General features: G+C 43.3%; 21 protein-coding genes. 6 read left to right on the plus strand and 15 right to left on the minus strand.

The window, feature by feature from the left end; all coding sequences use genetic code 11:
* Positions 1-66 precede the first annotated feature (66 nt).
* The 6 genes from ADIAL_RS00515 to ADIAL_RS00540 form a co-directional block, all read right to left on the minus strand.
* The gene (locus tag ADIAL_RS00515) at positions 67-771 is read right to left on the minus strand and encodes an LrgB family protein (protein ID WP_034298619.1); all 705 of its coding nucleotides are present in this window, start codon (positions 769-771) and stop codon (positions 67-69) included.
* A 1-nt stretch (position 772) separates the two neighbouring features.
* Positions 773-1,186, minus strand: a complete 414-nt coding sequence (locus ADIAL_RS00520) for a CidA/LrgA family protein (protein ID WP_051503618.1) — start codon at positions 1,184-1,186, stop codon at positions 773-775.
* A 178-nt stretch (positions 1,187-1,364) separates the two neighbouring features.
* On the minus strand, positions 1,365-1,538 hold the full coding sequence (locus ADIAL_RS00525) for a hypothetical protein (protein ID WP_155849140.1): 174 nt from the start codon (positions 1,536-1,538) through the stop codon (positions 1,365-1,367).
* A 268-nt stretch (positions 1,539-1,806) separates the two neighbouring features.
* The gene (locus ADIAL_RS00530) at positions 1,807-2,454 is read right to left on the minus strand and encodes a TlpA family protein disulfide reductase (RefSeq protein ID WP_197017728.1); all 648 of its coding nucleotides are present in this window, start codon (positions 2,452-2,454) and stop codon (positions 1,807-1,809) included.
* Between the two features lie 62 nt (positions 2,455-2,516).
* A complete protein-coding gene (locus ADIAL_RS00535; RefSeq protein ID WP_051503620.1) occupies positions 2,517-3,230 on the minus strand; it encodes a cytochrome c biogenesis CcdA family protein in 714 nt (237 codons plus the stop codon).
* A gap of 8 nt (positions 3,231-3,238) precedes the next feature.
* The gene (locus ADIAL_RS00540) at positions 3,239-3,877 is read right to left on the minus strand and encodes a hypothetical protein (protein WP_034298626.1); all 639 of its coding nucleotides are present in this window, start codon (positions 3,875-3,877) and stop codon (positions 3,239-3,241) included.
* Between the two features lie 330 nt (positions 3,878-4,207).
* On the opposite strand from ADIAL_RS00540, the gene ADIAL_RS00545 reads away from it, so the two are divergent.
* Complete coding sequence (locus ADIAL_RS00545; protein WP_197017729.1) at positions 4,208-4,849, plus strand: deoxynucleoside kinase; 642 nt, start codon at positions 4,208-4,210, stop codon at positions 4,847-4,849.
* 72 nt (positions 4,850-4,921) lie between these two features.
* On the opposite strand, the gene ADIAL_RS00550 is transcribed toward ADIAL_RS00545, so the two are convergent.
* A complete protein-coding gene (locus ADIAL_RS00550; RefSeq protein WP_034298629.1) occupies positions 4,922-5,266 on the minus strand; it encodes a hypothetical protein in 345 nt (114 codons plus the stop codon).
* A 202-nt stretch (positions 5,267-5,468) separates the two neighbouring features.
* Between ADIAL_RS00550 and ADIAL_RS00555 the strand changes: the two genes are divergently transcribed.
* Positions 5,469-5,990, plus strand: coding sequence for a methylated-DNA--[protein]-cysteine S-methyltransferase (locus tag ADIAL_RS00555; RefSeq protein ID WP_034298631.1), 522 nt, complete (start codon positions 5,469-5,471; stop codon positions 5,988-5,990).
* Here the strand turns inward: ADIAL_RS00555 and ADIAL_RS00560 are convergent.
* Positions 5,980-6,990 (minus strand): primase C-terminal domain-containing protein, encoded by a 1,011-nt coding sequence (locus ADIAL_RS00560; RefSeq protein WP_051503621.1) that lies wholly within the window; start codon positions 6,988-6,990, stop codon positions 5,980-5,982. The two genes, ADIAL_RS00555 and ADIAL_RS00560, sit on opposite strands and share 11 nt — an antisense overlap.
* Before the next feature lie 545 nt (positions 6,991-7,535).
* On the opposite strand from ADIAL_RS00560, the gene ADIAL_RS00565 reads away from it, so the two are divergent.
* Positions 7,536-8,522 carry an AAA family ATPase gene (locus tag ADIAL_RS00565; protein WP_034298633.1) on the plus strand — a complete coding sequence of 329 codons (987 nt, stop codon included), beginning with the start codon at positions 7,536-7,538 and terminating at the stop codon, positions 8,520-8,522.
* Positions 8,509-8,892 (plus strand): hypothetical protein, encoded by a 384-nt coding sequence (locus ADIAL_RS00570; protein ID WP_034298636.1) that lies wholly within the window; start codon positions 8,509-8,511, stop codon positions 8,890-8,892. The genes ADIAL_RS00565 and ADIAL_RS00570 overlap by 14 nt, the downstream gene beginning before the upstream one ends.
* A gap of 335 nt (positions 8,893-9,227) precedes the next feature.
* Here the strand turns inward: ADIAL_RS00570 and ADIAL_RS00575 are convergent, their stop codons facing one another.
* The 4 genes from ADIAL_RS00575 to ADIAL_RS00590 all read right to left on the minus strand — a co-directional run bounded on the left by ADIAL_RS00575 (position 9,228) and on the right by ADIAL_RS00590 (position 14,695).
* Entirely contained in the window at positions 9,228-9,929 is a 702-nt protein-coding gene (locus ADIAL_RS00575; protein WP_034298639.1) for an ABC transporter ATP-binding protein, read from the minus strand.
* A 196-nt stretch (positions 9,930-10,125) separates the two neighbouring features.
* On the minus strand, positions 10,126-11,292 hold the full coding sequence (locus tag ADIAL_RS00580) for an IS256 family transposase (RefSeq protein WP_034298641.1): 1,167 nt from the start codon (positions 11,290-11,292) through the stop codon (positions 10,126-10,128).
* 524 nt (positions 11,293-11,816) lie between these two features.
* Positions 11,817-12,890: a S66 family peptidase gene (locus ADIAL_RS00585; protein ID WP_034298644.1), complete on the minus strand. Its 1,074-nt coding sequence runs from the start codon at positions 12,888-12,890 to the stop codon at positions 11,817-11,819.
* A 68-nt stretch (positions 12,891-12,958) separates the two neighbouring features.
* Entirely contained in the window at positions 12,959-14,695 is a 1,737-nt protein-coding gene (locus tag ADIAL_RS00590) for an ABC transporter ATP-binding protein (protein ID WP_034298647.1), read from the minus strand.
* Between the two features lie 516 nt (positions 14,696-15,211).
* Between ADIAL_RS00590 and ADIAL_RS11305 the strand changes: the two genes are divergently transcribed.
* On the plus strand, positions 15,212-15,379 hold the full coding sequence (locus ADIAL_RS11305; protein ID WP_155849141.1) for a hypothetical protein: 168 nt from the start codon (positions 15,212-15,214) through the stop codon (positions 15,377-15,379).
* Positions 15,380-15,633: 254 nt separating this feature from the next.
* On the plus strand, positions 15,634-16,131 hold the full coding sequence (locus ADIAL_RS10980; protein ID WP_051503622.1) for a hypothetical protein: 498 nt from the start codon (positions 15,634-15,636) through the stop codon (positions 16,129-16,131).
* Between the two features lie 538 nt (positions 16,132-16,669).
* Here the strand turns inward: ADIAL_RS10980 and ADIAL_RS00600 are convergent.
* The 3 genes from ADIAL_RS00600 to ychF all read right to left on the minus strand — a co-directional run bounded on the left by ADIAL_RS00600 (position 16,670) and on the right by ychF (position 20,155).
* A complete protein-coding gene (locus ADIAL_RS00600; RefSeq protein ID WP_034298649.1) occupies positions 16,670-18,049 on the minus strand; it encodes a Glu/Leu/Phe/Val family dehydrogenase in 1,380 nt (459 codons plus the stop codon).
* Positions 18,050-18,328: 279 nt separating this feature from the next.
* On the minus strand, positions 18,329-19,033 hold the full coding sequence (locus ADIAL_RS00605) for a DUF1129 domain-containing protein (RefSeq protein WP_034298651.1): 705 nt from the start codon (positions 19,031-19,033) through the stop codon (positions 18,329-18,331).
* A gap of 21 nt (positions 19,034-19,054) precedes the next feature.
* Entirely contained in the window at positions 19,055-20,155 is a 1,101-nt protein-coding gene (ychF, locus tag ADIAL_RS00610; RefSeq protein ID WP_034298654.1) for a redox-regulated ATPase YchF, read from the minus strand.
* Positions 20,156-20,193 lie beyond the last annotated feature (38 nt).

Raw genomic sequence — 20,193 nt, forward strand, 5'->3', positions numbered from 1 at the left:
TCCGCTCAGATCATAGCTGAAGGCGTCTTTCTGCCTGCAGTTTTGTCAGAACGGACTGGTTTTTAATTAAAACAATACGGCCACAAAGCTTAAGACAAAAGGAGCCAGAATAACTACAACAATCCCGGTCAAAATGATGGACAGGCCGGACATCGCTGCCTGGACATCCCCCAGTTCAATCGCTTTGGCTGTCCCCATGGCGTGAGAACCGGATCCCAAAGCAACACCCTGAGCGACCGGATCATCAATCTTAAGCAGGGCAAAAATGGGCGGTCCGACAATGGTTCCCAAAACACCGGTAAAGACGACAATCGCTACCGTCAGTGAAACAATCCCACCGATAGAGTCCGAGACACCGACGGCAATCGCTGTGGTAATGGCTTTGGGGAAGAGGGTCGCGACCAGCTCTTCATTGAAGCGGAACATCAAGCTCACTACCAGCAAGACGCCGGTATGAAACAGCACGCCCAGAGCAATCCCCGACAAAATGGCAGTGTAGTATTTCTTCAGATACACAAAGTTTTTTTCCAGCTTAATTGCCAGGGCAACGGTTGCCGGTGTAATCCACATGTTGATGAACTGGCCACCTTGATTGTAGTCATCATAAGCAATCCCGGTTGTCATCAGCAAAATAATGATGCTCGTGATGGCAAACACGAGCGGATTGAAAATCAGAATCGGCCAACGTCTGTGCAGCATCGTTCCCAGCATGAAAAAGAAGAAAGTCACAAATATACCAAAATACAAATTAGTCGACAAATCGGTCAGCATCTTAGATCATCTCCTCTTTCCCGGAAACAGCGCTGTGCTGCTTTTCTGCTTGCTGGTGTTTATCTTTCCTGTCTTTTCTACGCTTGAGCCACTGGACAATCAGCCCAACAAAGGCAATCATCAAGCTTGTCGTAATAATGACTGTCACTAGCAGCTGCCACCAGATATCTCCCAGTATATTGAAATTTGTCATGAGCGCGACCCCCGCCGGCACAAAGAAAATTGCCATATTGTCTGTCAGCCAGCTGCCGACTTCTTCGACTTGGACCATCTTGATCCATTTGTAATGCAGGGCCAAAAACAGCAGCACCATACCGATTACGCTCCCCGGTATGGCTACCGGACTGACCAGCGATAAAAATTCGCCAATAAACGAAAACATAAATATCCAAAAAAATTGTTTCAGCCGTTTCAAGACAGTTCCTCCTATCACTTATTCCGTTTTATTTTAAACCAAATTCCGGACTGTTAAAAGGGATATTGTGCATCTTCTAACTTGAATACGTTTTATTGATGCTCAACTGTTCACGTTTTTGTCGCTTGCCTACTGATGCGATCACTAGGCAGCCTTAAAATCCGCTTCCCTGTTGTTTTCAGGCAAACAGACTTGACAGATGCCGAGTCTGAACCGTCTGCGATGCAACTCCAGCAGCTTTCTCACCCACTTGACGTGCAAACTTCTTTTCCGGCGCAACTCCAGCGGCTTTCTCACTCACTTGACGCGCAAACGCCTTTTCCGGCGCAACTCCGGCAGCTTTCTCACCCACTTGACGCGCAAACGCCTTTTCCGGCGCAACTCCAGCAGCTTTCTCACCCACTTGACGTGCAAACTTCTTTTCCGGCGCAACTCCAGGGGATACCTTTCCGAGCTGAGTAGATAAGCCGGACTCAATTGGTTCTCAGTTAAAACACTTCATTCAAGGCTTTAGATCGGGTCATACTCGTCTATCGACGAGTATGCTCTGCTTCAGCTTTATTTCTGTTGTCAAAAAGAGACTTTCCCGCAGGAAAGTCTCTTTTCATCAGAAGGTGTGTTCAGTTGATCAAATCGAAGCGGGCTTCCAGTATGTCCTGGGTCACCGGTCCGACAACACGCTCGTAGACGGTCCCGTCGCTGCCGATGAAATATGAGGTGGGCAGGGACTCGATGCGGTACAGACTGGTCATCTCATCGACACCTTTCAGGTTTAAAAAGGTCAGACCGAGCTCTTCCACATAAGCCAAGACATTGTCGGGACTGCTTTCGGAAGATACAACATTGACACCGATGACGACTACATCTTCGTTATCTTCATGAAACCCCTGCATGTTAGGCAGCGTAGCCCGGCAGGAAGGACACCAGCTGGCCCAGAAATTCAAGAAAACCGGCCGGCCTCTAAAATCTGAAAAGCGGACTGTATTCCCGTCCATGTCTTCCAGCTGAAAGTCATAGGCCCTATTGCCGGCCCTAAGACCATAGTCGGCATCCGAGACTTGAGCCTTGTCGATAGCGTCACTGTTGCCCGCTTCCAGAAGAGCTTCTCTCTCCTCGTCAGTCAAGTCTACGTCTTCTTCCATCAGCTGCTCCTGCACCTGTAGACCCGCCTGGTTTCTGACTTCTGCTTCCTGGTTCAGACCGGTCACAAAATCATAAAGGACAAAGGCCAAAACCAGTCCAAGTACCAGCCAAATTACTTTTTTCATCATTTGCATGCTCCTTGTTCTATGTGTGACATTACGGTATTTCCGCTTAGTAACTATAGGGTTTAGCCCAGTTGTTCAAAAGGTGTTCCTTGAAGCCACTGAGCTAGCCATTCCGACAAGGCTTCCAGTGTCCCCGTAAACAACAGAATACCCATCAAGACCATCAGTATGCCTCCCCATTTCATCAGCTTCTGACTATGCTGCAGGACCCGGTCCATTTTGCCTACAAAGAAAGAGGCCAGCAGAAACGGCAGCGCAAAACCGATGACATACAAACTCAAGTAAAGGGCGGGCGGTGAGCCGGTAGACAAGCCGATCAGCAGAATTGATGAAAAAATCGGGCCGATACATGGGGTCCAGCCGGCTGCAAAACCCAGGCCGATCAGATAGCTCGAAAGGACACTGGATGAGCGTCTGGCTGCCATTTTTCGCGTGTCCTTGAGCAGAGCTGGAATATGCAGCCAGCCGGCCGTTGCCAGTCCTAGCATGACAATCAGCAGACCGGCGATACGCTGGAGAAAGACGCTGGTGGCCCCCGTCATGAGAGAGCTAAAAAGTTCACCCAGATAGGTGATCCCCAGCCCCAGACTGATGTACACCGTTGACACCCCTAGCAGGAAAAAGACAGAATGCAGCATCATGTTTCTTCTGAACATCAGCGTCTGATCTTCTTTAATTTCCCTGACACTTTTTCCTGTGATATAGGATAAATACAGCGGCAGAAGCGGCAACGTGCATGGCGATAAAAAAGACAGAGCGCCGGCCGCCAGGGCCATCAGGGCTGTCAGTTCAGTTGTGATAGGCCCGTCCCCCTTCTAACAAAAATGATTCCGCTGGTGACTGCAAAAATCAGCAGAAGCGGCAACGGATGAAAAACAAAATTAAAATAAATTACAGAGCGTCCGCCCATGAGCAAAACATGACTGACGCCAAAGCCTGAAAACAGCAGCAGACCGTTCAGTTTTTTTCGCAGGCCCGAAACAGACAGCAGGCCAAGGGTCAAGGCAAACAAAAGGACAAATCTGAGCGAATAGGCCGAGCCAAACAGATAATAAATATAGAGATGGTTGACCAGTCCTACCGCTGTATATAAAAGAGCGATGCTGAGTGTTTTCTCCGGTTTCTCAAACAAAAAGCGCCCATACTTAAAAGCCAGGAAGCCGGCAGTCAGTAGAGTGGCTAGAAAGACGACTTCGGAAGAAAAAAGCAGCAGCCCGTAAGGCACTTCGATGATATCCCTCACGTTGACTAGACCATTGATTCCAAACAGGACCAGTACAAAATAAAACACGCTGTCTAAAAACAAAGAAAAGGTCTGCTTTTTGCCCTCTTTCTCTTCTTCCGACAAGCCATACCACAAGGCCGAACCAGCTAAAAGACTGACGATTGAGCTGAACATGGGATTGGAAATGATAGATGACAAGGTGAACACTCCTTAACAGTGACGTAAAACCTATTCAATACACGTATACCCCTAGGGGTTATTAGTGTTTAGCTTACACTTCTTGGCTAGTGTCGTCAAGTATGGATGAGCTCTATTGCCTCCACCACCTCTTTGTTCCCGCTTGGCCTTTGGATGAAAGGGTCTAAATTGTATCTTTTTTCCTGTTCAATCTGTTTTAAATAGCGCTAAAAGGCTTTTCTCACACTGATCCTGCCCTGTTTGTATTCTCAAACTGCTTATTTTTCATCTAGGGATTGTGTGGTATGATAGGGGCGATACTACATAACGTATGAGTTGGAAGGAGATCAAATGTCAGTGATAGTTTTAGCAGGGATGATCGGAGCGGGGAAGAGTACGTATACGACTCTGATCTCAGAGGAACTGAATAGTACGGCTTTTTATGAGCAGGTCAAGGATAATGCCATCCTGGAGAAATTTTACGACAACCCGAAGCGCTGGGCTTTTTCGTTGCAGATTTTCTTCTTGAATACGCGCTTCAAGAGCATCAAGAAGGCGCTGGTTCACCGTCATAATGTGCTGGACCGTTCGATTTACGAAGACGCTTTGTTTACCCGTATCAATTACGAACAGGGAAACATGAGTGAAGCGGAGATGAAGCTGTATACTGATCTGCTGGACAACATGATGGAAGAAATCGACGGGATGCCGAAAAAAGGACCGGATCTGCTGATTTATTTGAGAGGGTCCCTGGACACGCATCTGGAGCGGATACAAAAGCGCGGCCGTCCGTTTGAACAGATTGAAGGCAATCCGGAGCTGATGGATTACTACACCAAACTCCACAGCCGTTATGACGACTGGTTTGCCTCATATGACAAGAGTCCGACACTCGTCATCGATATCGACGAAATCAACCTGGAACTGCCCGGACATCAGGAACGGGTCATGCAGACAATCAAAGAAGCGCTGCTTGAAACGCAAAAAGTCTGATCAGAGCCTTTAGTTCCCGCACCAAAGCAGCCGCTCCTCCTTGTCAGGCGTTAAGGAGAAGCGGCTGCTTATTTATTTAGCCAGTAGAATCAACCAGGGGATGAACAGTAGAAAAGTCAAGGTCGTCGGGACCAGCAAGTAATCGTACCGGCTGAAGGTTCTAGCCTTAAAGAGGCAAGTCGTTACGCCAAGCAGTGCCATCAGCCACCAGATTAGATCAAAGGTCAGGCTTCTAGCCGGTGTATAGGGCAGCCTGCCGAACAAGCCACTGAAAAAAAGAGTCAGTATGGTGAGATGCAACAGCAACAGACTTTTGGTTTTCTTGCTATCAGAAGGAAACGCACGGCCCATCAAAAAGAGCCCGGCCGAGAATACAGCCAGCAGTATGAAGCGCAGTATGACAGGATCAGTATGCATCAGCCTTGCCCCCTTTTCTCTTTGCTTACATTATACTCCAGACTGGACGTTTTATGTTGTGGAATCAACTGGCTTGCCTCTATAAACGGCTGCTCAGTTTTGACCATCAGCTGGTATCCTCAATCTGGCGAAAAACAGGTTCGCTGTTGCGTTCTGTTTCAACTAACCACCCCTAAGCCCCTGTAAGACAAGGAGAATCAACATGAGCAAACAAACCGGCTACTACACTGTGTTTGAACACACGCCCTGGCGTTTTTACATTGCTGCTACCAATCTGGGACTCTGCTTTGTCGGTTCCATGCCTGCATCCAAAGAGGAGTGTCTGAACTGGACAAGCAGATTCCGGCCTGACTATGTATTTGAAGAAAATTCACTACAGTTGAGCCTTTATCTTGAAGCTTTTAGCGCTTACCTTTCAGGCCAGGTCCTGACAATCGATGTCCCTTTGGATCTGACTGGAACCCCTTTTCAGCAGAAGATCTGGGAAGCCCTTCGGCACATCCCCTACGGCGAGACTGTCAGTTACAGCGAGCTGGCCAGTCAAAGCGGACTGGACAGCAAGGCTGCCCGAGCGGTCGGGACCGCCGTCGGTAAAAATCCTCTACTGATTGTCTATCCCTGCCATCGGGTTTTGACCAAAAACGGCAAACTGGGCGGCTACAGGGGTAGCCTGCCTATGAAAGAGCAGTTGTTGAAGCTGGAGCAGCTCACTTTTAAAACATAAGAGCACGGACAGCAGTTGAGGCGCCCTTATAACGCCCTGAATAGGCAGATCGGACGGTCTTTCTGATTTCTCTTTCAGATAGAGGGTAAGACAAAGACGCATTGAAATCGGTCATGAGCTCAATGCAGGTGTCTTGATCCAGGTTAGACGAATAGCAAGCCAAAGAAGCGGTGAATAGGGCTGAATTTCGGCCTAATATCCCTTTTCCACCTTTGATCTCTGTTTGATTCAATAAATTCTTGAACCAGCTTGTTTGCGTCTGTTTGAAGTCACTTGTCTTAAACTGTTTCATGAATTGGTCTTGTTGTTCCTGGTGGTGATCGTCACTCACTTTCATGGACCAGGTCATGAGTGTTTTAAAGTCAAAGTAATTGTCTGGTTCATAAAATACGATATTTTGTTCGTTAGGGAATCGAAATATCCCGAAAGGATTGCAGCCAAAATCAACACCATCTATCTCTTTTGAGAAAGCTACTTTCAAGGAGTGAGCAATAGCCTTATTCGTTCGTAAAGACTTAAAATCATTAGCTTTGGAAATAAAACTCGGCTGATCTAGGATAAAATAAGCTTGATAGCCATTTGGTGACTCCACAATTAACGTTGGTGTGACGCCTAAGTCAATCCCGGCCAATAAAATGTCGTCGCTGCTCACCACTTCCTTACAACAATCAATGTCTATGACATAGGTATTAATCTGCATTAAATTCTCCTCAAAGAACCCCATAACGTGGTGTCGTTTTGCGTCGACGTAGCCTCCCCAGCTATAAACGTTAGGTGTCCAATGGGACAATGTGTCTTTATTCTCTTGAATGGCTTCTTCTGATGTGACAATAAAGCCTCGCGCATTGGCCATCTGTGCTTTGCTTCTGAAGACAAAGCTGACGCCCTTTTTACCCGCTTTTTCTTCGTAATTCGTTGGACGGGTGTGACTGTGTTTAAATTTATAGCGCTGTAATCCGTTTTTCAATATGTAAGTGTATAGGTTATTTGTTTTAAACATGAGTTATCCTTCCTACAAAAAAGAGGACACATCTGTGTATGTGTCCTCTTCTGTAGGAGAGTGCCTGCTCTATTTCAGGTAGTGAATATAGAGTGTCCTAATATTGAAGTGCGCGCCTGTTTATGCTAGAATCAATTACGAACGGATCATGATCCGTCCATAATTTAAAAGTCATAAGTGGCTACCAACCACTTATAAACCTTAGAGGCGAGCGGGAGCACATAACTGTGGATTATGTGATTCTGAAGCATTTGATTTTATCGAATCAAATGCTTCCGTCTCTTTTTTGTTGTTATGTATGCACACCTTAACCGAGAATCACTTTAGTGTAAACAAAAAAACAAAAAAAAATTTTTAGGAGAAAACTCTCCTTTTCTCCTAAGTTCATTATTAAGAGAAAAAGAGAATTTTCTCTTTTTCTCTTTTTCAAATTTAAACTATTTAACTTTGAAAAAGTTCTCCTAAATACAATTTGTAGTTGTAAGTTATCATATTTCTTGTTACAATTCATTTAGGAGAATTTTTACATTTATTGGAGGTGTGACATGTTGATTAAACATAAATTAGCAAAAGTTATTATCAATGCAAACCAAAAAGGAGGAGTTGGTAAGACAACCTCAACTTGCTTTGAAGCTATAATTGCCTCATTACCTAACCGAGAATTTAACAATAAATGTTTATTGATAGATTTTGATAAGCAAGCAAATGCGACGAGTATAATGGGAAAAACGTTTGATAAAAATTTCCCAGCTACCGTGGTTAGTGCCATCAAGAAGAATGATCTTCAGAGTGCAATTGTTGAGTTGACACCCAATTTACATATGATAGCGGGTGGTGGTGATATGGCAAAATATGGATTGTTTTTAGAATTATTATACCCTTTAAAGAATGATACTTCATCTCACGTATCTGAAACTACTAAACAACGTACATTTCATTTTTCTAAATTATTGGAACCATTAAAAGAATTATATGATTATATTTGGATTGATGTTGGACCGAGTACCGATATCAAAGTAGATAATGCAATGGTCTGTGCAGATTACTTTGTTATTCCACAAGAGACCAAAACCTATTCTTTTGAAGGTTCTCTCGATATTATAAATGTCTACCTTCAAACATTAATAGACGATTTTGGAGACGATTTTAAAGGTGAGGTTTTGGGGCTGCTTCCTTTCTTGTTACAGCCTAAAAGAGAGTTACACGAATCCATAATTGCTCAAACAAAGGAAGCGTTTGGAGAAAATTTCACATTTAATGCCATAGTTAATAATCAAAAAAGAATTGACGATTACCCAGAATATGGAATCACTGCAATTGATCATCACGATAGAAAGGTTTTTGCCTTGTTTGCTGACATATTTAGTGAATTAGAGAATAGAATAAAGTTATTTGAAGAACAAGGCGATATACCAAAAAACTACACCTACGAGCCTAAGTACTTAAATGGTAACAAACTAACAGATTATTCGAGAAATCTAAACTTGATTCAGTTTGAATCGAAAGCGGGTGACGAAATTGGCTCTAACTAATAGAAAAAAGAAGGATCGCCCTACAGTAGAAACACCTGTTTCAGAATCACGATTCGATGATTCAAAGGAAATTCGTGACGGAAAAAATGGAAATAATTTACAGGTAGCAGAAAATTCTTCAAAAAATTACTCGAAGTTAGCAACAGACGTTACTACAATTGACTTTGATACTCAATATTCTGCTAAAGATAGAAAAACAATAAAAGCAGACCCAGATATCAAATCATTAATTGAAATTTTTTCAGATTTTGAAGGGACAAAAGCCTATGAAACTTTGAGGCAAATGACACAATACTACTATGAGAATAATTACGATGAAAGAGCTCAAAGAATCATAGCTAGTATTCAAAATAATAAGTTTCTGGGGTAATTAAAAAGAGCAAGATACAACTTAAATTGTAATACTAGTACAATTTAAAAGGAGAGCCATTTGTAAAATGGCTCTCCTTTTTCTACTTTCACACCTTATAATGTTACAGAACTAAATAAAATAACCATATTAATTGTATACCCAGTATGTTATAATTTGTCAAAATAATAATAGTACTAGGAGTGAACATCATGGGTTTTTGGTACATTTTAATTGCTCTAATAAGTCTGTTTTTTTTAGTGGTAAATATAGTTAAGTATACAGAAAAACAAAGACACATTCTATTAATCTACATACTTATTAGCATTGGTATGCTAGCTTTGATGATTTATATATTATTCAATGGAATCCCTTTTATCGAGTAATATTCCTTCTTTTATTTCAATAACTCTATCTGCATATTGTGTAAGACTATTATCGTGCGTAACCATCAAAATTGTTTTTCCAAATGATTTGAGTTTTTTTAGTTCTTCAATTAGCAGATTAGCCGTATCTTTATCTAATGCTCCTGTAGGTTCATCAGCTAAAATAATATCCGGGTTATTAATTAAGGCTCTGGCAATAGCTACTCGCTGTCTTTGACCTCCTGACAAATTATACGCATATTCATCCAATTTATTGTCAACATTTAACAGGCTTAGGGTAGCTTTAATGAGTGCTTCTTTTTCAAGTTTAGTGTTTTTTTGAACAGTGTTATACTCGAAAGGCAACATCAAATTTTCTTTTACTGTATATTTCTCTATCAATGCATATTCTTGTACTATAAAGCCAAATTTATTAGCTCTAAGTAATGCTCTATATTTTGATTTTTTTGGTACCTCTCTTCCATCTAATAAATATGTTCCCCTACAAGGATTTTCTAATAATCCTAATATATTCAACAAAGTAGACTTCCCTGCTCCAGAAGCACCCACTACTGCAATCCATTCACCTTTATTAATTTTTAAATTTACATTTTTTAGTACCTTATTAAACCCTTTTTTTTGTCTATACTTTTTATCTATTCCGTTTAACTCTATAACACAGTTACTATTCATAATTTTCTCTCCTATTCAAATTTGAAATGTTTCCGTTTCGAAAAATGGAATATGGATATACCTGAACTATACATGCAATCATAATAGTAGTTAGTATTAATATTAAATATGAAAAAGACGAATTGTTATTTTTAACAGTCAAGTCCATAATATTGTGTAAAATACAGCACACTGTTTTCGTGTCTTAACCTTGCGGTCAAAATTGAATATATTTTCGAGTTGAACTTAGCCAGTCTTCATGACAGTCGATAAGAACTGCACCAATTAATCGGTTGGCAGAGCCGTGGTTGGGAAAGATTCGAATCACTTTCTCTCTGCGTCTAATTTCTTGGTTTAACCGTTCAAGCAGGTTCGTGCTCTTTAATCTTGATTGAGCCTGCCCAACCACTAAGTATTGGAAGGCATCTTCGAAAGCTTCGTCCAGCTTTTCACAGGCTTTTTGGTATTTCGGTTGTTCTATATAGTCCTTGACCAAAGTATTCTTTACCTTTCGGGCCATTTCAATATCCGTCAATTTAAACAGTGCCTTAATCGCTTCTCTGAAAGGTTTTGATTCTTTCTTAGGAATAGAGCTAAGGATATTGCGCATAAAGTGTACCTGACATCGTTGCCATGAAGCATGAGTAAATGACTGTTTGATTGCTTTAACTAAGCCCTTGTGGGCATCAGAGATCACTAGTTTTACGCCGTTTAACCCTCTGGTTTTGAGGTGATCGAAGAAGAGAGACCAGGTTTCATCACTTTCGTTATCTTGTATCATAAAGCCGATGATTTCTCGCTCGCCATCTTTAGATATGCCAACAGCTATATGGCAGCTTTTAGATACCACACGACGATGTTCTCTAATCTTAATGTAAATGACGTCGGTCATAATGTAAGGAAATACTTTGCTCGATAGAGAGCGGTTTTGCCACTCGGAGACCAGCGGGTCTAGTTCTTCAGTTAAGCTAGAAACAAAAGATTTAGAGACTGATTTACCGCACAGTTCCTCAACAATTTGAGACACTTTTCGAGTGGATACACCAGAGATATACATTTCTAACATAGAAGCTATAAGAGCTTTCTCGTTACGCTGATATCGTTCAAATACAGTCGGAGAAAATTCACCGTCACGCGTGCGAGGGACGTTCAACTCTAGCGTACCCACACGAGTCGTCAACTCTCTGTTATAATAGCCGTTACGCTGACTAGTGCGGTCATCTGATCGTTCGTAGCTACTGACTTGAATGTACTCCGTACGCTGCTCTTCCATTAATCTGTTAAAAACGGTTTGTAGGATTTGCTTGGCTGCATTATCTTTGACCGAATGGTCAATTAAGTTTTGAATATCTTCTGTTTCCAGTGTAAAATGTACTTGGGTCATGTAAAGTCCTCCTGGGTATGTTTTTGTGGTTAAAAACATTGTACCGTAAAAGGACGTTACATGGCCTTTTTGCTTTTACACAATTATATGGACTTTATCATCTTGTTATGCTTATTCATGTTTACACCTACTGTCCTATTGTTACCTTAAGTTAAAGGTGTCTGTCGTTCTACCAAAGTTATATGTACCCAGTTGTAACGCACCCCGCCTATAGTTACTGGACCCGTTAAAGTAGCACTAACATCGTAAGACCCATAATAGTCAATACCGCGGTTGCCAGGAGTGTAGGAGAATCCAGTAGAGTAGTTACTAACAGTAGGATCAAAAGCCTGACCAAAACTAGTTTCAACTCTAATAGAATGTACCATAATTATTTTATGTGGCTCACTAAGCATGCTAACGGCCGTAGGAAAAATATAAACATAGATAAGATTTCTAAAGTTCGGATTAGAAGAAAGACAAGTCCTTCAAGATTTACTGTCATATAATGGAAAAAACAGAAAATTGATAAACACTTAATAACTTCAGTTGAAATATGACTCGTTAAATGTCAAAGATTTATTTTCTGTGTCCAACGTTGTTTCTATTCCATATGGCAACAGACACCTCGGGTAAGCATGGCCAAATGGCAGATTATATAAAATTGGAAGTGTTTTGTCTTCCACAATTTCTACAAGGATAGATTTATATTCTTCATAATGCACTTCATTTTGAGGTTTACCTACCAAAATACCATTGATAACTTCAAACAGTCCGTAATTTTTCAGAACAGTTAACATCTCTCTAAATTTATCTGGTGTCGGTCGTTCTTCACTCGTTTCGATGAAAAGGAGTGTGTCTGTCCATTCGTCAAGTGATGGAAAGATAGTATAAGTCTGAATCATTTCAGCTTGTTCTTTGTAGCGCTCACCGGTCAGACATTCGACTAAACTTTCCAGACAGCCTCCAAGGAGTTTTCCAGTAACGCTACTTTTTCCCTGTAGAACTTCAGCCCCTCTTTCCTCTACATACTGAACACGCTCCGTCCCTAATGCTTCTTTTGAGAAATCAGTTCGTTCTTCGTACCACGTGTCACTTGCCGGCACTCCCTTGAGTTCATGGCCTGCAAAAAAACCTTTTATAATCGTTTTCGTATACGGGAGCAACTCACTGCCTAATTCTGCAAAGTCATTTAAGAAATTTGGCCCATAAAAAGAAGTCATGCCTAATCGATAAAACATCAGGTGGTTCACAGTGGTATCTGAGAAGCCGGTAAACAGTTTGGGAGAGGTTTGAACATTTTCAATAAATTCGTCGTCTTCCATCAGATAAGGAAGAAGACGGTACGTATCGTCTCCGCCGATTGCACAGATAATCCCTTTTATTGATGAATCTCTAAAAGCCTCCTTCAAGTCTTCTGCTCTCCATTCAGGATGTTTGTCCAATGCATCCATTCCCTTAAGTGCATGCGGCATGAATACTGGAATAAGACCCAACTCTGTCAGACGATCAGAGCCTAATTTCAACTGGTGCTCAGCAAAAGCTTCTCCCAGAATCCCACTGGACAAACTTACAACCGCGACTTTATCTCCCTTTTCTAATCCCTTAGGCTTTTTCATCTTGCCAAAACTCCTTTACACTTTAATTAAAGAAAAACCCTGCATAGACTAGCCATGCAGAGATTCTTTTATAATTTAAACTGCTGATTATACAGGCTGTAGTACGGTCCTGCATTCTCGATCAGCGATTCATGTGTCCCTTCTTCAACAATCCGTCCATTTTCCAAAACGATGATGCGCTGTGCGTTCTTAATCGTAGACAATCTGTGCGCAATGACCAATGTGGTCCGTCCTTTTGCTAGCGTCTCCATTGATTCCTTGACGATATACTCACTTTCGTTATCAAGAGAACTCGTGGCTTCATCCAGAATAAGAATCGGCGGATTTTTAAGAAAGACTCGGGCGATGCTAATTCGCTGCTTCTGACCCCCGGAGAGTCTGACCCCGCGTTGGCCGACTTCTGAATCGTACCCGCTTGGCAAAGCTAGAATAAAGTTGTGTGCATTAGCTTTTCTGGCTGCTTCAATCACTTCTTCTTCCGTTGCCTCAGGTTTTCCGTAGCGGATGTTGTCTTTGATTGAGCCTGAAAATAAATAGACATCTTGCTGGACGATACCAATCTGTTCTCTTACAAATGGCAGAGACAGATGTCTAACGTCATGCTCATCCAGTGTTACACTGCCTTGAGTCACATCGTAAAAGCGAGGAATCAGCTTGCTGATGGTGGACTTGCCAGCACCCGAAGCGCCAACTAAAGCAACATATTCTCCAGGTCGTATGTCCAAAGTCAATTCTTTAAATACAGACTGATCGGAGTGCGGATAAGTAAAGCCTACTTGTTTGAAGGATATGCTTCCTTCCAAAGCTTTCAACTCTACATGCTTATTCGGACTCTTAATATCAGACTGCGTATGCATGAGTTCGCTGAAGCGCTGAAATCCTGTGAACGCATCCTGCATCATCGCACTGAATACAAGCATTCGTCTAATTGGCGCAACTAGAAAATCGATGTAAAGCATGAAAGCCAGTAGATCAGCCAAGTTCAGCGTTTCACCGATGATTAATGTCGCACCGTACAGCACGACAGCGATTGTAATAAAGCGGATAAAACCTTCCACACCATTATAGAGAGCCGTTTCGACTTTATATGTCTCTTTTCGGCTGTTTAAAAAGTGTTCGTTCTGCCTGCGAAATTTATTAACTTCAAGTGCTTCATTATTAAATGACTGAACTTCTCGTACACCGGACAAGCTGTCTTCTACTTGGGTATGAATCTCTGCCATTTTTTTCTTGTTATCCATGAATGTCTTGTTCATCTGCTTGTTGCAAAAATAAGTGAAGACAGCCATGAATGGCAGAAAAGCGACAATAACGAGTGTCAGTCTGGCATTGATGACCAGCAGAACAGTCACTGCCCCAATGAATCTGAGCCCGAACAGAATTAGGTCCTCAATTCCGTGATGGTACACTTCGGAAATGGAATAAAGGTCATTACCGATGCGACTCATCAGCTCTCCTGTTTTGACTTTATCAAAGTAGCTGAAAGACAGGCGCTGAACGTGTTCGAAAAGATCGTTTCTCAAGTCTCGTTCCATTCGCGCTCCCAGCATGTGGCCTTTGTAATCGAGCAGAAACGAAAAAATCTGCTGAAGAACAGCTAGACCAATCATCAAGAGACCGACCTGCAGGACCTGATCTTGAGCGTCCGTAAGATCTCCAGAAAGTACATCTCCAGTCACGTGTCGCACAAGCAATGGAAAAATAAGTGCCAGTGCTGTGGACATAAAGGCATACATCAGCACAAAGCTGAGCTGTTTGAGGTACGGTCTGTAATAAGAAACAAAATGTTTGATTGGAAAATGCATAAATGTGTCAATCCCTTTCAGTATGTGGTTTATTGTTCACATACGAAGGGCGATGAGCCGTCTAGTTAAAACGTAGAAAGGTCCTCCCCTTCGTATCCTGCGGCGTTCACCTGAGTGTTTTGCATTGTAATCAATCCTTTCTTATGTATTGTTCTAATCATATCCTAATAATTAATGTTGTGCAATAAAGAATAGGTAGTTGAATCATCTTTTAAAAAAGCTCGATTCCAGTGTCTTTAGTCCCCCATTTTTTACCTCGTTCTATTTTGCCCCTTTTCATCCTTACTCATTTTTGCACAGATTATTCTGTTCTCCTTTTCGGATGCTTAAATATGAGTCTATCCTCTTAGTCTTACGATACAGTTTAACCGCCTCACCTAGTTACTTTTACATTTCTGATAGTGAACCTTCTTTCACCCTAAAAGGACACTACATGGCTTGTTTACTTTTAAACCAGTATATGGACTTATCCCAATATTAGTCCTATAATAGCATATAAGAAAGGAGGGCAAACTAATGAATGACATTAGCAGCAACGGTTTGAAAGATAATGATCAAAAAAAGCTTCAACAGGGTAAAGCATCTTCTTGGTTCGGTGTATTTATCGTATTGACGACGGTCACTTTGCTTATGGCTTTAATCTTTGCCGGTTTCCTACTGCTGAATTTCATCAACACTCCCTAAATTATTTTTTAGACATATAGTCATCACTTACAGCTTCACCTCATATGGATTTTTTCCATTGCCTTTATTTTAGTCTACGGTATGACATGAAGCTGGCTATGCTGCATCAACAAACAAAGGAAATACTGTTTGAACTATGTTCTACCCCTGTCCTTTTCTATCATGCGTGCGTAGAGGACCAAGCTTGTATTATGTCCACCTAAAAAGACATATAAACAGATCTGATACCCAAGTAAACCTTAAAGGAGTTAATTATGAAAAGGTCACAAATATTCCTGGCTCTTGTCGTAGGCCTGCTGGCAGTCGGAACAATTACAGGTATGCTCATGAACAATGCTCTACATCATCAGCCAACACACGCTACGGAAGCCCAGCTGATTTTTGCTGATAATTACATCAGTTACGTTATAGAGGATGAAACGATGGCTTTCAACCTATTTGCTATCCAACCAGCTGACTCCCCTCACAAGGTCACTACCGACAATATAACTTCCTTAGATATAGAAAATGAAAATATAGATATTGTAGACTTCAGTGTAGACAGCGGAATCACCCACAAAGGGTATACGCTTATTAACTTTATTATCGCTGTTTCTGTCAGGGGAAACGAAATAGAAACGGCAGACGAACTAGCTTTATCATGGGATGAGCAAAGTATCGTGCACCTGAAAATAGGAGAAATGACTCTAAAAAATAAAGAAAAGACACACAGTGGTGGATTCTCGCCCGTAGGAGCTTATACGGTTGCCTAGTCCTCTCCATCCTTAGACATACATATACAAAATGATGCTTCCGAGACTGTTTTACTAGAGCGGGTGCGGGATCTTAATCATAATCTGGCCTATTCTTTTGATTCATCTATTGAGTTTTTGCCCGCTGAGAGTAAGGAGGTAACTGTTCCCACCTTTCATATCGAAGACGCATACGATTTTTATACCTTCTCTCCTATCGCTGATTATACTCTAGACGGCGTTTCAGACTATACTCACCTCCCAGGCGTAATTTTCAGAATAACAGATCCGGATGAGGAAAAAATAGAGAGAATGATCAGAAACGTGAGCTGATTTAAAAGTATATTGGAAAACACGTATACAAGCCCGAAATATAGCGCCCTCTGTTTTCCTGGATAAATAAAATGCTTAAGCCCATGCATATAAAAAGAGAGGATACCCCTGTAAACAGGGCGTATCCTCTCTTTTACCATACACTACACTTCACCGTTCATCTTTGCTAAACTAAAGCTGAGGCAGACCCTCTTGCCCGTCAACTTCAGGCTCAGTAGATAAAAAATCAGCTGAATTTTCCGGAGCGCTTCATCAGATCAGCCAGCCTGAGAAAAGCCAGCTTATAGCAGAGGAAACGCATGGTGACGTCTCCTTTTGAAGCAAAGTAGGCCTGGTAGACACGGCAGCTGACCTCCTGCATTCGGTCGCTCATATCTTTTAAAATCGATTCTTTGGTCCGGACATCATTGGTGAAACCCTGGACCCATTCCAAATAAGATACTGTCACGCCTCCCGCATTTGCCAGAACATCCGGAATGATGACTTTACCTTTTTTTGTGAGGTACTCGTCGGCTTCCCGCGTCACTGGTCCATTGGCCCCCTCGACCAGGATAGCGGCCTTGATATCTTCCTGGTTATCTTTGGTGACTTGATCTTCGATGGCACCTAAAATCAGCACATCACAGTCTAGTGTCAGCACCGCATGGGCATCCAGGACCTTCCCTTTCACACCCAGTTCTTCCAGTTCGTCGGCGTTCGGCAGGCGATTGTTTTTCTCTTTAAAAGGAACCAGACTTTTAACGTCCAGACCATCCGCATTAAACACAGTAGCTCGGCTGTCCGACACAGCAATCACGGTATGCTTCTTTTCACACTCGACTGCTTCAATCGCGGCAGCCCGGCTCAGATTACCAAAACCCTGGATAGCCACTTTGACCTCATTCTTTTCACCAATCTGCTGAATGGCATCTTTCATACCGGACAGTGCATCACTGACCGGCAGCTTACCCTTCATGACTAAATCGACCAAATAGTAGTAGCTTAAAAAGGTCCCGATTCCTGTCGACTCGGCACGTCCTCTAGCTCCCCCATTGGCAATACTTTTGCCCGTAAAGGTATTGATAAAAGGACGGTTCGGATGCAGCAGCTTGTACTCCTCTGTCATCCAGTCCATGGTTTCCTCGCCCGTGCCCACATCCGGAGCCGGAATGTCTTTGTAAGGTCCAATCTGATCCTGTAGCATACGGACAAAGGCTTTGCTGACTTCCTTCAGTTCTCTTTTAGAATGCCGGCGTACATTGATATGCACACCACCTTTGCCGCCCCCATACGGCAGATCGTGCAGGGCATTCTTCAGCGTCATCAACATCGCCAGTGTCATGACTTCGGACTGGCAGACGCCCGTACTGAAGCGAATCCCGCCCTTGTAGTAGCCGCAGGCACTGTTGTGCTGTACCCGAAAAGCCGGATATGTCCCCACTGTTCCGTCATCTTTGATGATCCGCAAGTCGCTGGAAATCACTTTGTCGGCTCCCTTTAACAGATCCCCGCTCATCTGCACCCACTGGTCGCGCTGGTCTCCCCACTCCTGGAGCACCTCTTCATCTTCATTGATCACATAATCCACGACTTCCTGAATTAGTTGTGTTGTTGCATTGTTTGTCATCCTTATCCCCCCGTCTAATATTATGTACCGTTTTCAGTATAGCATATCCACTCTTTTTCTGGCTAACGTCAGTAATCACCGCTTACTCCTCTCTTGCTTCCTGGCCACTTTAGCCTAAAAAGACCGTGCCCCTAACCTTTCCCTATCATGCTGCTGTCCACCTGCTCCCTCTTGATGTCTCCCTCTGTCAGCCTCTTTTTTCAGCTGGACAAAAAAGCTCCGCCTGCCTTGAAGACAGAGCGGAGCTTTTGATCAGGCACCACTAGAAGCTGTTCAGCCTCAGATCAGTGTGCCCTGGATTTTCAGTGTTTTTTTCAGATACCACTTGGCTGCAAATGCCAGTACCCCGATTACCAGTGTATACGATCCCGATATCAGCGGATTCAGTGATTGCGGCAGCATGGCTGTACCAAAGGCCATCAGCAGAATCCACAGCAGCATCGTTAAAGTGGTCGCCACGATATACTTGATAAAGCCGCCTTTGACACCCGGCTGAGGCGCATACTTGGTGATGACCATAACGGCCACCCCGCCCAGCAGGAAGTTCAAAATCATCGTGATCAGTCCTAGGCCCGCTTCCTGATCGCCAATAAAGTAGGAGATTCCGGTAATGACTGCGAACATCCCTCCCAGAAGCAAGGCGCCGTCCAGGTAAATCTTCCACCATTCAGAACGTTCAGCCGGCTCGGTTATGTCTCCCTGAGCCGTTTCCGTCAGGTAACGGGCCTGATCGGTGACCGTCCCGTACAGTTTACGGGCAGTAATGTGATTCGGCTGCTGAGACACGATATTCTTCAGCATTTCGTTGAACACCATGATCTTGTTGTCTTCAGCAAAGCCGGCTTCGTCCAGCTTGCGGTTCAGCTTCACCATGTATTCCTTGTTCTTGTTGGTCAACTGTTCAGACAGTGCATCATTTTCTCTTTTCTTGTCTTCCACGGTCACTTGCGGTTCCTGTTCGACCGTTTCTTTTTTCTTCGCCATCCTGCTTGCGTCCTCCCTTGCTTACACGTTAAAGCGGAAAAGGATGACATCGCCGTCCTGGACGACATATTCTTTTCCTTCAGCTCTTAATTTACCGGCTTCACGGGCTGCCTTTTCGCTCCCCAGCTGGTCGTAGTCTTCATAAGCGATTGTTTCCGCACGTATAAATCCGCGCTCAAAGTCTGTATGGATCACGCCGGCAGTCTGCGGAGCCTTCATGCCCTGCTTGAAAGTCCAGGCTCTGACTTCTTTTGGTCCAGCCGTAAAGAAAGTCGCTAGGCCAAGCAGGTCATAGGACGTGCGGATCAGCTTGTTCAGACCCGGTTCAGTGACTCCTAAGTCATCCAGAAACATGGCTTTTTCTTCATCGTCCAGTTCAGCGATTTCTTCTTCGATCGCTGCCGAAATCGCTACAACTTCCGCTCCCTCTTCCTGTGCAATCTCGCGCACCGTCTGCAAGTACTGGTTGCTTTCTGGATCGGCAATTTCCTCTTCTGCCACGTTAGCGACATATAAAACAGGCTTGCTGGTCAGAAGGAAAAGTGACTTCAGAATCGGCAGCTCTTCTGGTGTAAAGTCCAGCACACGGACAGGCTTGCCTTCTTCCAGTACCGGCTTGATTTTTTCAAGCACAGCCAGTAGGGCTACGGCTTCAGCATCCTTGGACTTGGCCTGTTTTCTGACGCGTTCGATACGTTTGTCCACCGCATCCAGATCAGCCAAAGCCAGCTCTAAGTTGATGGTTTCAATATCTTCAGCCGGATTGACAGTCCCGGACACATGAGTGATATTGTCGTCTTCGAAGCAGCGGACCACGTGACAGATGGCATCCACTTCACGGATATTGGCCAGGAACTTATTGCCCAGACCTTCTCCCTTGCTGGCACCTTTGACGATGCCGGCAATATCTGTAAACTCAAACGTAGTCGGGACCACTTTTTCCGGCGAAACCAGTTCAGCCAGACGGTCCAGACGGTCATCCGGTACTTCTACGATTCCGACATTGGGGTCGATTGTTGCAAAAGGATAGTTGGCAGCTTCTGCTCCTGCTTTAGTAATGGCGTTAAATAATGTGGACTTCCCGACGTTCGGCAAGCCGACGATTCCTGCTGTTAAAGGCATGTATGTGTTCACCTTTCTCTTCCTGTATAATCTATTGG

Source organism: Alkalibacterium sp. AK22, assembly GCF_000585255.1.
In the GTDB taxonomy this organism is placed as follows: domain Bacteria; phylum Bacillota; class Bacilli; order Lactobacillales; family Carnobacteriaceae_A; genus Alkalibacterium.

Excerpts from the sequence above, each read along its gene's own strand:
- ADIAL_RS00515 (WP_034298619.1), bottom strand. The coding sequence starts at position 771 with ATGCTGACCGATTTGTCGACTAATTTGTATTTTGGTATATTTGTGACT.
- ADIAL_RS00530 (WP_197017728.1), bottom strand. The coding sequence starts at position 2,454 with ATGAAAAAAGTAATTTGGCTGGTACTTGGACTGGTTTTGGCCTTTGTC.
- ADIAL_RS00535 (WP_051503620.1), bottom strand. The coding sequence starts at position 3,230 with ATGGCCCTGGCGGCCGGCGCTCTGTCTTTTTTATCGCCATGCACGTTG.
- ADIAL_RS00545 (WP_197017729.1), top strand. The coding sequence starts at position 4,208 with ATGTCAGTGATAGTTTTAGCAGGGATGATCGGAGCGGGGAAGAGTACG.
- ADIAL_RS00550 (WP_034298629.1), bottom strand. The coding sequence starts at position 5,266 with ATGCATACTGATCCTGTCATACTGCGCTTCATACTGCTGGCTGTATTC.
- ADIAL_RS00555 (WP_034298631.1), top strand. The coding sequence starts at position 5,469 with ATGAGCAAACAAACCGGCTACTACACTGTGTTTGAACACACGCCCTGG.
- ADIAL_RS00560 (WP_051503621.1), bottom strand. The coding sequence starts at position 6,990 with ATGTTTAAAACAAATAACCTATACACTTACATATTGAAAAACGGATTA.
- ADIAL_RS00565 (WP_034298633.1), top strand. The coding sequence starts at position 7,536 with ATGTTGATTAAACATAAATTAGCAAAAGTTATTATCAATGCAAACCAA.
- ADIAL_RS00575 (WP_034298639.1), bottom strand. The coding sequence starts at position 9,929 with ATGAATAGTAACTGTGTTATAGAGTTAAACGGAATAGATAAAAAGTAT.
- ADIAL_RS00580 (WP_034298641.1), bottom strand. The coding sequence starts at position 11,292 with ATGACCCAAGTACATTTTACACTGGAAACAGAAGATATTCAAAACTTA.
- ADIAL_RS00585 (WP_034298644.1), bottom strand. The coding sequence starts at position 12,890 with ATGAAAAAGCCTAAGGGATTAGAAAAGGGAGATAAAGTCGCGGTTGTA.
- ADIAL_RS00590 (WP_034298647.1), bottom strand. The coding sequence starts at position 14,695 with ATGCATTTTCCAATCAAACATTTTGTTTCTTATTACAGACCGTACCTC.
- ADIAL_RS11305 (WP_155849141.1), top strand. The coding sequence starts at position 15,212 with ATGAATGACATTAGCAGCAACGGTTTGAAAGATAATGATCAAAAAAAG.
- ADIAL_RS10980 (WP_051503622.1), top strand. The coding sequence starts at position 15,634 with ATGAAAAGGTCACAAATATTCCTGGCTCTTGTCGTAGGCCTGCTGGCA.
- ADIAL_RS00600 (WP_034298649.1), bottom strand. The coding sequence starts at position 18,049 with ATGACAAACAATGCAACAACACAACTAATTCAGGAAGTCGTGGATTAT.
- ADIAL_RS00605 (WP_034298651.1), bottom strand. The coding sequence starts at position 19,033 with ATGGCGAAGAAAAAAGAAACGGTCGAACAGGAACCGCAAGTGACCGTG.
- ychF (WP_034298654.1), bottom strand. The coding sequence starts at position 20,155 with ATGCCTTTAACAGCAGGAATCGTCGGCTTGCCGAACGTCGGGAAGTCC.